12 protein-coding genes are annotated in these 13433 nt (G+C 61.5%); 8 read left to right on the top strand and 4 right to left on the bottom strand.

The features are described 5' to 3' along the window. Positions 1-5 precede the first annotated feature (5 nt). From V5E99_RS04845 to V5E99_RS04815, 7 genes are all read left to right on the top strand, one after another. Positions 6-1007, top strand: coding sequence for a polysaccharide deacetylase family protein (locus tag V5E99_RS04845; RefSeq protein ID WP_499801377.1), 1002 nt, complete (start codon positions 6-8; stop codon positions 1005-1007). Next, on the top strand, positions 1004-2308 hold the full coding sequence (locus V5E99_RS04840) for a lipopolysaccharide biosynthesis protein (protein ID WP_499801375.1): 1305 nt from the start codon (positions 1004-1006) through the stop codon (positions 2306-2308). Before V5E99_RS04845 ends, V5E99_RS04840 begins: the two co-directional genes overlap by 4 nt. Continuing rightward, positions 2305-4239, top strand: a complete 1935-nt coding sequence (locus tag V5E99_RS04835; RefSeq protein WP_499801374.1) for a hypothetical protein — start codon at positions 2305-2307, stop codon at positions 4237-4239. Before V5E99_RS04840 ends, V5E99_RS04835 begins: the two co-directional genes overlap by 4 nt. A 105-nt stretch (positions 4240-4344) precedes the next feature. Continuing rightward, entirely contained in the window at positions 4345-5034 is a 690-nt protein-coding gene (locus tag V5E99_RS04830; RefSeq protein WP_499801372.1) for a hypothetical protein, read from the top strand. A 4-nt stretch (positions 5035-5038) separates the two neighbouring features. Next, positions 5039-6244: a GNAT family N-acetyltransferase gene (locus tag V5E99_RS04825; RefSeq protein WP_499801370.1), complete on the top strand. Its 1206-nt coding sequence runs from the start codon at positions 5039-5041 to the stop codon at positions 6242-6244. Next, positions 6216-7007: a ChbG/HpnK family deacetylase gene (locus tag V5E99_RS04820; protein WP_499801369.1), complete on the top strand. Its 792-nt coding sequence runs from the start codon at positions 6216-6218 to the stop codon at positions 7005-7007. Before V5E99_RS04825 ends, V5E99_RS04820 begins: the two co-directional genes overlap by 29 nt. 115 nt (positions 7008-7122) lie before the next feature. After that, positions 7123-7821: a hypothetical protein gene (locus V5E99_RS04815; protein ID WP_499801367.1), complete on the top strand. Its 699-nt coding sequence runs from the start codon at positions 7123-7125 to the stop codon at positions 7819-7821. Positions 7822-8512: 691 nt separating this feature from the next. Here the strand turns inward: V5E99_RS04815 and V5E99_RS04810 are convergent. Next, positions 8513-9328: a class I SAM-dependent methyltransferase gene (locus V5E99_RS04810; protein WP_499801365.1), complete on the bottom strand. Its 816-nt coding sequence runs from the start codon at positions 9326-9328 to the stop codon at positions 8513-8515. A gap of 177 nt (positions 9329-9505) precedes the next feature. Here V5E99_RS04810 and V5E99_RS04805 point away from each other — a divergent pair, with 177 nt between their 5' ends. Beyond that, a complete protein-coding gene (locus tag V5E99_RS04805; RefSeq protein ID WP_499801363.1) occupies positions 9506-9892 on the top strand; it encodes a hypothetical protein in 387 nt (128 codons plus the stop codon). 3 nt (positions 9893-9895) lie between these two features. Here the strand turns inward: V5E99_RS04805 and V5E99_RS04800 are convergent, their stop codons facing one another. From V5E99_RS04800 to V5E99_RS04790, 3 genes are read right to left on the bottom strand one after another with little or no spacing between them, the layout of a single operon-like run. Next, a complete protein-coding gene (locus V5E99_RS04800) occupies positions 9896-10438 on the bottom strand; it encodes a hypothetical protein (RefSeq protein ID WP_499801361.1) in 543 nt (180 codons plus the stop codon). Between the two features lie 39 nt (positions 10439-10477). Beyond that, a complete protein-coding gene (locus tag V5E99_RS04795; protein ID WP_499801359.1) occupies positions 10478-11902 on the bottom strand; it encodes a sigma-54-dependent transcriptional regulator in 1425 nt (474 codons plus the stop codon). Continuing rightward, on the bottom strand, positions 11871-13364 hold the full coding sequence (locus V5E99_RS04790; RefSeq protein ID WP_499801358.1) for a sensor histidine kinase: 1494 nt from the start codon (positions 13362-13364) through the stop codon (positions 11871-11873). The genes V5E99_RS04795 and V5E99_RS04790 overlap by 32 nt, the downstream gene beginning before the upstream one ends. Between the last annotated feature and the right edge of the window lie 69 nt (positions 13365-13433).

Here is a 13433-nt window from a genome sequence, read left to right as displayed (position 1 = left end):
CTGACATGCCGATCAAGACCAGTATCAAACGTGCCAGCGGCTGGTTGTACCTGCACTCCCCACTGGGGCGCCGCCAGTTGCGTGGCGGCGGGGTAATCCTGATGTTGCACCGGGTGCTGGCCAACGATCGCGCTGCCGACCTGCCCCATCGCAATGAACTGTGCGTCGGGCCCAAAGCCTTCGAGCACTTGCTGGTCTGGCTGAAAAAACATTTCGACTGCGTGCCGCTGATGGACATCCTGCACCCCGGCAGCCAACGTTCGGAACGGCCCAAAGTGACCCTGACCTTTGATGATGGCTGGCGCGACAACGCGATAAATGCCTACCCGTTGCTAAAAAAATATCAGGTGCCGGCGAGCATTTTTCTCTCCACGGATTTCATCAGCAGTCGCCAGCGCTTCTGGTGGGAAAGCCTGGGCGAAACCCTGTGGGGCAGCCATGGCGAACAGCCGCGCATGCACCTGATTGAATGCCTGCACCAGGTTGGCCGACCGCTGCCGGTGCTGATGGATGACGTGGACGTGGAGCGCCGCAGCCTGAGCTTGCTGCACTACCTGCAAAGCCTGAAAACCCTGACACCGCAAGACCTGAGCCGACTCACCGACGAATGCCCCGAAGAGTCACTGCCCCAAGCCCTGGACTGGCAGCAAGTGCGCGCCCTGGAAGCGTCCGGCCTGATCCGGTTCGGCCCCCATGGCGCCAGTCACGCGATTCTGACCGGCCTCGACGATCAACGTCTACACGAAGAACTCAGCCGCAGCCGCGATGCACTGTTGAACGGCTGCAACCGACCGCTGCCGGTCTACTGCTACCCCAACGGCGATAACGATGCTCGGGTACGGCAACACGTGGCCGAGCACGACTTCCCGTTCGCCCTCGGTACCGGCACCGGGATCTATCGCGGCGCCGGCGAGCCCCTGGCCCTGCCCCGTTTCGGGGTCAGCCAACGCACCGCGCGCAATCCGGAGTTGCTGTCCTGGCGCATCTATCGCGGGGCCCGGCCATGAGCCGCAACCATTACCTCAAGCACCTGGCCCTGAGCATGGGCACCAAACTGGCGATGATCGGTTTGCGTTTGCTGCGCAACGTGTTGCTGGCACGGATTCTCGGCCCGAGTGAGCGCGGTTTGTTTGCGCTGCTGAGCACCCTGCCCGACCTGATCAGCGCCGCCACCAGCGGCGGATTGAATTCGGCGGTGGGTTATCAGGCGGCCAAGCAACGGCCGATGGGCTTGTTGCTGAGTCAGGTCTTGGTGTTCGGCTGTTTGCTCGCGCTGCTGCTGACCTTGGTGGTGGTGGCGTTGACCCGGGAATTGGGCAGCGAACTGGACATCACCACCCAACTCGGTTTGCTGGCCTGGCTGTTGCTGCTGGCGGTGCCGCTGACGGTGCTCAAAAGCGGTTTGCTGACCTTGCACAACGCCTCCGGCGGCATCGTCGCGTTTAATGCCTTGCGGCTGGTGGAATCCCTGGCGCCGCTGCTGTTGTTCCTGGCGCTGTTCTGGATGTGGAAAACCGCCGCCCTCGAAGCGGCGCTGATCAGTTGGCTGGCGGGCATCAGCCTGGTGGTGTTGGCGGGTTGGGTCTGGCTCAAGCGCAATCAGCCGCTGACCCTGCAATGGGATCGCGCCAGCCAAAATGAACTGCTGCGCTACAGCGCCCGCAGCCATCCCGACTTGCTGTTCCAGCAAGTGATCCTGCGTTCCGATTACCTGTTTATCGGCGCCCTGCTGGGCAGCGCCGCCCTGGGGCATTACGCCATGGCCAGCGCTGCTGCCGAATTGCTGCTGATCGTCCCGGAAGCCGTCACCACCCCGCTGATGAAACGTCTGCTGCAACAGGAAGAAGGCATCGACAAAGTCACCCCGCTGGCCCTGCGCCTGACCGCCACAGTGATGCTCGGCGCGTGCCTGACCATGGCGGTGATTGGCGAATGGCTGATCGTCACGCTGTTCGGCGCCGCCTATCAACCGGCCTACCCCGCCTTGTTGGCGCTGCTGCCGGGACTGTTCGGTCTGTGCTACGCCAGCATCCTTCGCCTGGATCTGCTGGGTAAAAATCGCCCCGGCACCATCTCGCTGCTGATGGGGATGAGTGCCGTGCTCAATCTGGCGCTGAACGTATTGCTGATCCCGACTTACGGCATCGTCGGCGCGGCGGCAGCGTCGTCCATCGCCTACCTGGCGGTGACCGTTGCGCTGCTGGTGGTGTATTGCCGGTTGAGCGGCGTGCCGGTCTGGCAAACATTGATCATCCTGCCCAGCGACATCGCGCCGATGCTGCTGATGTTGCAACGGAAGTCGGCATGAAACGCCTGGCGCCGCTTTTTGGGATCGGCCTGGGGTTGGGCCTGGCGCTCGACGTTCAAGCGGCGTCCATGCGTTGGGCCGACATTCGCGACGGCAGTCTGTATCTGCAAGCGGATCGTCCCGACACCGTGACGGTGCGCTGGGTGCCGGCGTGGCAAGCGGATGCCAATGAAGAACACCTTTACCTCGTCGATGGCCAAGGCAAGCTGTCGGGCGAACGCCTGATTGCCCCCAGTGAAACCAGTGGCGCCCAGAGCTGGCCCTTGACGCCGGGCGCCGCCAGTTATCGACTGGAGATTCCGGGCTACAGCTTCCGCCGCTACAAGGTCGAGCACGACGAAAACACCGTGGCCCTGTTCGCCCCGGCCAAGGTGCATTTCAGCGCCGAAACCCGGGATGGCGACGAGTTGTATTTCAAAGTGGCACCGGGGGAACACGCGGTGCTGGCCGGCAAGTTCCACGGCGGCGTCGGGGCCCTGCAAGCCACGCGCCTGGCCGACAGCCAGCAACGGGTGCTGGCGCTTAAACCGTATCCGGCCTATTGGCAGTTCGATCAGGTCGAACTGCCGGTCAGCAACAACGAACAAGTCTGGCGCCTGCGCCTGCGCGGCGGCGGCAAAGTCGCGTTCTGGCTCGACGGCACCGCCAACCTGTTTGCGCAGACGCCGCAGCAACTCAAGCCACTGCGCGAGGATGACGGCCAGACCCGCCTGACCCTGCACAACGAAGTGCTGGGCCCGACCCCGAACCTGGGCGTCGCCCTGCCCTATGTGCTGCCGCCGCCGTCAAGTTTTGCGGTGCTCGACGCGCTCGGGCCGCGCGCCGCCAGTTACTACAGCTTCGTCGACATCACAGCGAAAAGACCGCACTACGAAGACGCTTTCCGTCAGCTGTATCAAGACCGTTTCGGCATCACCCAGGACATCACCTTGCTGGCCGGCAGCCAACGCATCCATGATCTGCGCGCCGACACCATGAGCAACAGTGGCCTCGAGGCCTGGCTCGCCGGCACCCGCGCCCTCGGCGGCAAGGGCATCCACTACATCGGTTTCGCCGACGAGCCGAACCTCAACTACCCCGACTACGCCCATTACCAAAGCCTCTTCAACAGCATGGCCCGGCAAGTGCGCAGCAACCCGGCCAATGCCAAGGCTGGCGTGCGCATCGCCATGCCGGCCAGTTCGCGGCTGGTCAACGGCCCGTTCGCCGACAACGCGGCGGACAAGCGTGGCATCGATTGGGCCCGTCGTCTGCTGGCGGAATCCGGCGATCAGATCGACGCGTTGGCGTGGCACGAGTGGATGATCCGCGACCTGCTGGCCACCCGGGTCTACCGCGACAGCGTGCGCCGCGCCGCCGACCTCGTCGGGCTGGACGCCAACGGCCGGCCACGCAAGGCGTTGTTGCTGGACCAAACCAATATGTCCAGCGGCTCAAGCCTGAGCCCCTACGATCAGGAAACCCATTTCGCCTCGCTGTGGTGGGCCTCGGTGGCGATCAACTCGGCCCAGGACGGTTTACTGGAGATGCTCAACTGGTTCCAGGCCGACGACGAAAAACCGAACTACCCCAAGGGCATGTTCAAGGTCCTGGATGACGATCATTTCGAGTTGAAACCGGTGGGCATGGCCCAGCAGTTCATCCAGCAGCATTGGCTGCACGATGTGATGCGCCTGGAGAACGACGCCTTCGAAGTCGACGTGCTGGCCATGGCCACCGACTCGCAACGCAGCCTGCTGGGGGTCAACAAAGGCAGGCGTTTGCAACGGATAGACCTGGCCGGGGCGAGTTGTCCGCTGGCCAAGGGTGCATTGCGCTACTTCGGGGCCGACAACCGCAGCCGTGACGCGCCGTTCAACTGCAAGGACGGTCGCGTCAGCTTCGATCTGCCAGGGGAAACCCTGTTCGCCCTGAGCTGGATCGCGTCATGAACCCTATTCCGATCAGTCAAGAGAAGGTGCGGCGAACACCAAATCTGTGGTGAGGGGACTTGCCACAGGTTGTGTTCACCAAACTGAAGTTCAGGAGTCAAGAACATGAGTGTTTTGCAGAAACTGCGCGATCACATCAAACAAAAAGGCTTGCGCGCCACCCTCGGCAAAGTGTGGAAGCACTACGTGTATGCCCACGAAGAACTGATATGGATGGAGCGCGACCTGGTCAGCCCGGTGCCACCGCACAAACTGCGGCCCTATGAGCCACTGCGCCTGGAAACCATCACCGCACAGAACGCCGTGGCCTTCAGCAAACACTTCGGTGATCGCGTGGGCACCATGGCCGAACTGGCGAACGAAGGGCACACCGGACACATGTACCTGAATGAAAACGGCGAGGCCGTGGCGTTTATCTGGGGCAGCAAACGTGACTACCACGACCGGCACTATTACGGCTGCTGGTTCCCGGTGAAACCCGGCGAGTTTTTCGAGTTCGGCGGTGAACAGATCCGCGCCTACTGGGGCACCACGCTGTCGGTGGACTTTCAACTGAACCTGTGGAAAGCCATGGCGGATCAGGGCTGCAACAAAGTGGTGGATGTCTGCGAGTTCCACAATATCGCGGCGCTCAAGTTGCACATTCGCATGGGCTACAAGGAGCAAGGACGGATCATGAACGTCTATCACCTGTTTGGCCGCTGGCGCATCTACCGTGAAACCCGTTACAGCGGCTCACGCCTGGAAGCCTTGCGCAAACCGACGTCGGCCCCTGTTGCCGCTTCGGTGACCTGACGTTATGGCGACGCGATTCGAATGGCGCACGTCACTGTGCGCCCCGGACTTTCCGGCAGCGGCTTATGAAGCTCTGCGCCTGCGAGTGACGGACCACACGCCGTTCAATGCCCTGGCCTGGTTGTGCGCGGCGGAACAGGCGCTCAAGGACGGGGAACGCCTGCACGTGCTGCTCGGCTGGCAGGCTGATGAGCTGAAGCTGTGCCTGCCGCTGGTGACGTCGCGCGAACGCTTCGGCGGGTTGCCGTTCCGGGTGTTGCACCACCTCGGCTATCCACTGAGCGATCGCCTGGCGCTGCTCGCCTGCCTGGATGCCGAGAGCATTCGCAAGGCGCTGATTGTGATCCGTCGTCGCTTGCCCCACGCGTTGCTGCAACTCAACGAGCTGTCCGAACCCACCGGTGAAGAAAGTGCCCTGACGGTGTGGATGGCTCACAGCTCCACCGGTGAACGGCGCCTGAGTTGCAAGGTGCCGGTACACCTGATCAGCGATGCGGATCGCCAGGAAGTCTCGGGCGATCCGCGCTATAAACTGCGCCGCGCGCGCAAACGCATCGCCGCGTGTGGCGCCGAGGTTCGCCGCATCACCCCGGACGCCACAACCATGGGCCCGTTGTTGCAGGCCATCAGCGAAGTCGAAGCGGTGAGCTGGAAAGGCGACGAAGGCGTCGGCATCTTCTCCGACGAACGTCATCGACAATGGATGGACCGCGCCTTCACCGCCCTCGCCGCCCGTGGCCTGGTGCGCGTGGTGGTGCTGGAACTGGACGGGCGCTGCATCAGCTATCGCCTCGGCTTGCTGGAACAGGGTCGGCTGTATGACTACAACCTGGCGTTCCTGCCGCAATACGCCGACCTGGGCAGCGGCCGGGTGTTGCTCGAAGAGTGGATTCGCTGGGGCCTGGACGACAACTGGCGCTGGATCGATGCCTCGCGGGTCAGCCTGGAAAACTCCAGCCATCAACTGCACGAACGCATGACCGGGCAACTGGAGCACTGGCGCTGGAGTTTCTATTCCTGGCGTCCCAGTGGCCTGGTGTTGGGCTTGGCATTGCGCGTCTGGCAGCGGCTCAAACTAGTGTTGCAACAGCGGCGGGCAAAGCGTGCGGCGGCGGTGGTCACCGTCACCACGCCTGCGGTCACGGCACCTGCGGCCATCGAAACAACCATGGAGGGCGAACATGCCTCACCAAGTCATAGTCAACGCTGACGACTTCGGCCTCAGCCCCTGCGAAAACGCGGTGATCCTCGGGGCGTTCCAGGCCGGGCTCATCAGCTCCGCCACCGCCATGGCCAACATGCCGGCGTTTGATGCGGCGTGTGTGATGGCCCAGCACCCGTTGCTCAAGGGCCGGATCGGCCTGCATTTCAACCTCACCTACGGTCGGCCGTTGAGCCAGGGCATTCTCGGGCGCCCGACGTTCTGCGACCCCCAGGGCGAATTCGACCTCAACCTGCCCCGCCATAGCTTCTGGCTCAATCGTCTGGATCGCGAAGCGGTGATGGATGAGCTCGAAGCCCAATGGCAACGCTGCCTGAACAACGGCATGCGGCCCAGCCATATCGACTCGCACCAGCACGTACACAACATCTGGCCCATCGGCGAGATCGTCGCGCGGTTCGCCGCCCGTCAAGGGGTGGCCGTGCGCCTGGCGCGCAACCTGGGGCAAAACCTGAGCCTGCCCAAACGCGTGTTCAAGGGTTTGCTCAATCGGCGTTTGCAAACGCTGGCCGGGGCGACGGCGGACTATGTGTGCACACCCGTGGACCTGCGAAACGCCCCCGCGCCGACCGACGGTTTGCTGGAAATCGTCGCCCATCCCAACCAGCTCGGCGCGGATTTCGGCGACGCCTATCTGAACCCCGGCGAGTCACTGACGCAGGTGCTAGAGCAGCGCCTTGCCGGTGTGGAGCGGGTGTCTTACGCGGTACTGAGCAGGGATTTGCAGACCGGTGCAGCGGCACTCGAATGAGTTACACACATTGCAACACATTCAAAGCTGGCGCTTTGACATGAACTTGCAACCTTGATCTATACCCATCAAAAGCGTCACCCACCACACCCTGGCTTTCGCCATGGAGGGCTTCATGAGCGTTATCGAAAAGCTGCGCGAACGCATCCGACAAAAAGGCTTGGGCAACACGTTCCGGGCTTTCTGGAAGCGCTATGTGTTCTTCCATTGGGAGCTGCTGTGGATGGAGCGCGACCTGGTCAGCCCGGTACCGCCGCACAAGTTGCGGCCCTATTGCGGCTTGCGCCAGGTGACCATCACCGCGGACAACGCCAAGGCCTTTGCCAAGCACTTCGGCGATCGTGTCGAAACCATGGCCGAGCTCGCCACCGAGGGCCACACCGGGCACATGTACCTGGACGATGAAGGCCACGCGGTGGGGTTCATCTGGGGCAGCACCCGGGATTACCACGACCGTCACTATTACGGCTGCTGGTTCCCGGTCAAACCGGGTGAGTTCTTCGAGTTCGGCGGTGAAATGACCCGCGCCTATTTCGGCACCAGTCTGTCGGTTGATGTGCAAGTCGCCCTCTGGGAAGCCATGGCCGCCCAGGGCTGCAATAAAGTGGTGGATGTCTGCGAAACCCACAACATCCCGGCCCTGAAGCTGCACATCCGCATGGGCTACCACGAACAAGGCCGCGTGACCCACGTCTACGGTCTGCTCGGCGGCCGCTGGCGCTTCTACCGCGAAACCCGCTACCAAGGCTCACGCCTGGACCCCTTGCGCAAACCGACCCGGCCAGTCACGGCCGCAGCGACGGCGGAGGCCTGAACACCCCGGATGCACCAAACACCGTAGGAGCTGCCGCAGGCTGCGATCTTTTGATCTTGATCTTGATTTTGCGATCGACTCGACGACGCCAAAAGATCGCAGCCTTCGGCAGCTCCTACAGGGGGACTCGGTGTACCTGGGCAATCGGGTTGGCGGTCAGATCGCTTTCGCGAGCAAGCCCGCTCCCACAGAGGTTTTGTGTTGTGCCCCAGATCAATGTCCAACACATCTCCCCTGTGGGAGCGGGCTTGCTCGCGAAGGGGTCAGTCAAAGCAACGCAGATTTATGCTTAAGACTCGGCGTTTTTCACCGCCACCCACGTAAAGCACAACGGCAACTGCGCTACCTGTTTTTCATACCGCTTATACAACTTGCGGATATTCCTTGATGGCGCTGGTGGAGATCGCACCGAAGGCGCACAAACCGTAGGAGCTGCCGCAGGCTGCGATCTTTTGATCTTGATCTTGATTTTGCGATTGACTCGACGACGCCAAAAGATCGCAGCCTGCGGCAGCTCCTACAGGGGGACTCGGTATACCTGCGCGGTCGGGTTGGCGGTCAGATCGCTTTCGCGAGCAAGCCCGCTCCCACAGAGGTTTTGTGTTGTGCCCAAGATCAATGTCCAACACTTCTCCCCTGTGGGAGCGGGCTTGCTCGCGAAGGCGTCAGTCAAAGCAACGCAAATTTATGCTTAAGACTCGGCGTTTTTCACCGCCACCCACGTAAAGCACAACGGCAACTGCGCCACCTGGTTTTCATACCGGTCATACAGCGCTTCGCGGTTGGAATGCGGGTATTCCTTGAAGTGGCTGATCTGCAACCCGGCCTCGATGGCGCCGGTGAAGATCGCGCCGAGGGTGTGGACGAACCAGTAGGACGCAGCCGCCGGTTGCTCGACTTTGCCTTCGTAGACGATCGGTTGATGTTGCACGAACGGCTCGCTGCGAAAGTACGAGCTGTCCAGGCGATAAGGGTCGGCGGCTTCGGGGTCGAGCATCTCCAGAAACGGGTGGGTTTCGTAGATCACCAACGTACCGCCAGGCTTGAGGGTCTGCGCGACGTGGCGCATGAACGCACCGATGTCCGGCATCCAGTTCAAGACGCCGATGGTGATCAGCGCCACGTCGAAACGAGCGTGAAGCTCGGGCGGCAGATGATGAATGTCGGCTTCGATGAATTCTGCGTCATGGGGTGAACGTACATTCAGTTCCCGGGCCTGGCCCAGAAACGCGGCGGACTGGTCGATCCCCACCACGTTGCGGGCGCCGAGGGCAAACAGCGAGAGGCTTTCACGGCCGTTGTTGCAGCCCAGTTGCACCACGTCCCTGCCGTCGACGCCCACCTGTTCCAGCACCCCGCGCAAGGTGTCATCTATGCAGCAAAAATCAGCCTGGCGGACGGCGCTCAACAGCGCCTGCCATTCGGGGCTGTCTTTGTGATGCCGGGCAGAATCATTCCAGGCATCGCGGTTGCTGGCGATGGCCTGTGCTTGGGTCGGCATGTCCATTGCGTACTCCAGATCTCGTTTTTATTGACCGGCACGAGTCTAGATCAGCCCATGAAAAAACCACATCGCGGCTTTGTTGGGATCTTGTAATCCGGCGATCCGAACGCGTCGCTGTACGGCAGCTATAGTTAATGGCCTTGGGGAAACGCGGAAAAAACCGATTTCACAGGTGTCGCCATGAAACAAACCGATCTGACGTTGTGCTTTATCGCTTTTCTGACAATGGCCAGCGCTGCACTGGCCGATGACAGCCCGATGCAAACCGACAGCTCCAGCAGCGACATGATTTACTACGGGCCAAACCAACCCTTCGCTCACCCGGCGCCGCCGACACTGAATGCGCTGCCGCCGCGCCCGTACACCTCGACCACGCCCCAGGATTTCACGCCGATCGCGAGCGAGCATGTGTTCTACGATTCCCAATTGCCCACCGTGGCCGATGCCACCGTGCGCGTGTTCATCCGCTCCTACGATCCGGAGCGCGGGATCTACGTCAATGACGAAGTGCTCGACCCCACGTGCCTGATGGCCTGCCTCACCCCGCAGGTCCAGGCCATGCCTTGAGTGTCAGTCCGAGGGCCAGGTATGGCGCAACCATGCCCGGCGATCGATGGCATCGCGCAGGCGACGTTTCTGGTGCTCCCAGACCTCGCTGTCGACTCTGGTCGAGCGCATCAAGGTCTGCACCGCGTGCTTGGCGTTGAGGTATTCGTTCCAGGCGTCCTGACGCTTGAGTCGCAGCGCCTCGTCCTCGGACATGTCCATTCGGCGCAACGCCAGCGTACAAGGATCATCCAGCACAACGCCCAGGATCAGTTGAATGCGATGGGGAGCGCGAAACGCCGTTACATGGCTCAAGAGTCCCTGGGCACGTGCGCAGCCCCACGCCAGTGCGTTCGCCAAAGATGAACGCTCGTCGCGATCATGGAACTCTTCCACCAGCGGCGCGCCATCGCGGTCATACACGCCGACGAAAACCTGAATCACCTGTTCCCGACTGATTCGCGCCTGGACATCGACTTGCGTACCGTCGGGCAGCACTTCTTCATGGCTGCGAACCTGTAATTGGGTGTTGCTCCAGAGCCAGTACTGCGTGCCTCTTCGCCGCATAGCCCGAGACTCCTTAAAGGAAAAATCAGTTTCTCGTCACTACCACTGACGCTTGTCCGGGCGCTCCAGACCGAGCTTCTCGATCCGGTAACGCAGCATGTCGCGGCTCAGGCCCAACAAGCGTGCGGATTTGGTGACGTTCCAGTCGGTCTTGTCGAGCATCTTGCGCACCATGTCGCGCTCCACCTCCGGCAGATTCATCGATTCGACGCTATTGACCGTCCGGGGTTCGAAGTATTGCGGTTCCTGTTGCGCCATCGGCTCGTCCACCAGGCTCAGGCAGACGTTCAACTGATGGGCGGCAACCGTGTCGCTCTGGGCCAGCAACACGGTTTGCTCAAGCATGTTGCGCAATTCGCGCACGTTGCCGGGCCAGGTGTAACTCAGTAGCAACTCCTCGGCCTGGTCGCTGAAATACAGGTTCGGTTTGCCATAACGCTTGCCGTGGATCGCCAGAAAATGCCGGGCCAGCAGCAGCACGTCGGCGCCCCGGGCGTGCAGGCGCGGCACTTTGATCGAGATGATGCGCAGGCGAAAGAACAGGTCGCGACGAAACTTGCCCTGCTGGACCATTTGTTCGAGGTTGCAATTGGTGGCGCTGATCACGCGCAAATCGACTTTACGCTCCTTGACCGATCCGACCCGGCGAATGGTCCGGTCTTCCAGCAGCTTCAGCAGTTTGGCTTGCAGCAACAGGTCCATTTCGCCGACTTCATCGAGAAACAGCGTGCCGCCATCAGCCGCTTCCACCAGCCCGACCCGACGGTCCTTGGCGTCGGTGAATGCGCCCTTCTCGTGGCCGAACAGTTCCGATTCCACCAGGTTGGATGGAATCGACGCGCAGTTGAATTCAATGAACGGTCCCTTGGCGCGCGGCCCGTCGAAGTGCAACGCCCGGGCCACCAGCTCCTTGCCCGTGCCGGTTTCTCCTTCCACCAACACGGGCGGCAAATCGGTGTTGGCCATGCGGCGCTCGGCGTCGAGCAATTGGCCAATCGTGTTTTTCAGGTAATGCATCGGCGCTGATTCGCCGATCAGTGCCTGCACCCCGGATTTCTGCGCCTCGCGCTCCTGATAGAACGACAGCGTGCGCTCCATGCGGTCGGTGGCCAGGGCCTTGTCCAGCAGCAGCTTGAGCTCCGGCAGGGCCACCGGTTTGGTGACGTAGTGGAACGCGCCCTCTTTCATCGCCACCACGGCGTCTTCGACGTTGCCGTAGCCGGTCATCATGATCACTTTGAGATCCGGCGCGCTGATGCGCAGCTTCTGGATCAAGTCGTGACCGCTCATGCCCGGCAGCGAATTGTCAGTCAGCACCACGTCCGGGACGAAGCTGCCCAGTTGCTCCAGTGCGTCCTCGGCCGAATGGCAGACCGTCACCTCGAAATCCTTGCGCTCCAGGTAGGTCTGGATATTTTCCGCGAGGATTTCGTCATCCTCGACCAGCAGAATGCTGTGCTCCATATTCCCCTCCCGTTGCCACTTTAAAGTTGAGACAAACGCGGGTTCCTTCCTGCTCCTGACTGGTCAGTTCGACCGAGCCCTGGAAGCGTTCCATTATTCGTTTGACCAAGGCCAGGCCAACGCCCAATCCGCCTTGCTTGGTGGTAAAAAACGGCTTGAAGACCATCTGCTGCTGCTGTTTGGTCATGCCCTTGCCGGTGTCGCTGAGGGTCATGGTCAAGAGCCCCGATGCACGGGACTCGATATCGACGCTCAGTACGCCGCCCTTGGGCATGGCCTCCAGGGCATTGGCGAACAGGCTGTTGAGAATTTGCGTGAGCAGCACCGGCTGACTGACCACCGGCGGAAAGCTCTGCGGGGTAAATCGCACTTGCACGTTCGAGCGTTTGATCAACGGTTCGAAGGCACTCAGGGTGTCGTCGATGGACAGCACCAGGTCCACGGATTCGCCGTCGTCGTTCATTGGCCGCAACGACACCAGCAACTCGCGCACCCAGCGGGACATGCGGTCGACCTGATTGATAATGTCGCCGATGTTTTTCTGGGCGCTCTGGCTGGCGACTTCCTGGGCCAGTTCGGCGCTGGAGCGGATGGTCGCCAACGGGTTGCGCAAGCTGTGGGCGACCGCCGAGGACATTTCCCCCAGGGCCACAAAGGTTTCGTTGGTGATCAGTTGTTTCTGCTGGCTTTGCAGCAACGTCGCGGCGCGCCGCACGATCCAGAACAGCGCCAGGTAAATCGCCGCGCCACCGACCAGGGTCGCAATCCAGATCGACTTGAAGCCGCGCTGGATGCGCTCCACCAGGTCCGCCGGCTCCTTGTAGATCTCGACCATGGCGATGACTTTGCTTTTGTCGGCGTTGAACATCGGGATGTAGTTCTCGATGAACAGCAATTGCGGCTCGCGCAGCAGCATTTGCTCAGGACGTTCCTCGTCGATCTTGTGATAGCTGGAGGACACCGGGACCTTCATTTCGAAGGATTCATCCAGCTCCTCGTCTTCATCGAAGCGCATTCCGATCATGGCCGGGTTGGTCGACCAGATCACCGTGCGGTCAAGGGCAAAAACGGTGGCCAGCAGGATATCCGGCAGATGTTCCACATGGTCGAGGAACTCCAGACGCGCGGCGGCACGCGCCCCCGGGTCGACGTCGGGGTAGGCGTTGTCATGACGCGGATCGAGCATTTCGCCCATGGTTCGGTTGGGGTTGATCGAGGCGTGGCGAATTTCGGCGTCGCCGATGGACTGAATAAACTGCGCGGTCAGCAGGGCATCGCGCTCGATGCTTTCGGTGACCACAAAGCGCGTGGACACATACCCCAGGCCCAGCGCCACGGCCGCGATGATTAAAAAACTGGCCAGGGAAAACCAGCGCAGCAGATTGAACTGCCCGCCCCAGCCCTTGCGCTCTGCTGCCGGCCCGGCCGGCGCAGGTACTTTTTGTTGTTCTGGTATCAGCATGGGAATGTCCTGGGTGCTTGCCTGAAGCCTTTTTCGCCGTGTCACGGACAGTGTAGGTCGCATTGTTCG

Origin of the sequence: Janthinobacterium sp. LPB2021202312-11-4 (assembly GCF_037049705.1) — a bacterium.
GTDB lineage: Bacteria > Pseudomonadota > Gammaproteobacteria > Pseudomonadales > Pseudomonadaceae > Aquipseudomonas.
This window is presented reverse-complemented; position numbering and strand designations above follow the sequence as displayed.

What these genes read in the sequence shown, in the direction of transcription:
- V5E99_RS04800 (WP_499801361.1), bottom strand. Translation starts at nt 10,438, where the DNA reads ATGCGGCGAAGAGGCACGCAGTACTGGCTCTGGAGCAACACCCAATTA.
- V5E99_RS04795 (WP_499801359.1), bottom strand. Translation starts at nt 11,902, where the DNA reads ATGGAGCACAGCATTCTGCTGGTCGAGGATGACGAAATCCTCGCGGAA.
- V5E99_RS04805 (WP_499801363.1), top strand. Translation starts at nt 9,506, where the DNA reads ATGAAACAAACCGATCTGACGTTGTGCTTTATCGCTTTTCTGACAATG.
- V5E99_RS04840 (WP_499801375.1), top strand. Translation starts at nt 1,004, where the DNA reads ATGAGCCGCAACCATTACCTCAAGCACCTGGCCCTGAGCATGGGCACC.
- V5E99_RS04810 (WP_499801365.1), bottom strand. Translation starts at nt 9,328, where the DNA reads ATGGACATGCCGACCCAAGCACAGGCCATCGCCAGCAACCGCGATGCC.
- V5E99_RS04790 (WP_499801358.1), bottom strand. Translation starts at nt 13,364, where the DNA reads ATGCTGATACCAGAACAACAAAAAGTACCTGCGCCGGCCGGGCCGGCA.
- V5E99_RS04820 (WP_499801369.1), top strand. Translation starts at nt 6,216, where the DNA reads ATGCCTCACCAAGTCATAGTCAACGCTGACGACTTCGGCCTCAGCCCC.
- V5E99_RS04845 (WP_499801377.1), top strand. Translation starts at nt 6, where the DNA reads ATGCCGATCAAGACCAGTATCAAACGTGCCAGCGGCTGGTTGTACCTG.
- V5E99_RS04825 (WP_499801370.1), top strand. Translation starts at nt 5,039, where the DNA reads ATGGCGACGCGATTCGAATGGCGCACGTCACTGTGCGCCCCGGACTTT.
- V5E99_RS04830 (WP_499801372.1), top strand. Translation starts at nt 4,345, where the DNA reads ATGAGTGTTTTGCAGAAACTGCGCGATCACATCAAACAAAAAGGCTTG.
- V5E99_RS04815 (WP_499801367.1), top strand. Translation starts at nt 7,123, where the DNA reads ATGAGCGTTATCGAAAAGCTGCGCGAACGCATCCGACAAAAAGGCTTG.
- V5E99_RS04835 (WP_499801374.1), top strand. Translation starts at nt 2,305, where the DNA reads ATGAAACGCCTGGCGCCGCTTTTTGGGATCGGCCTGGGGTTGGGCCTG.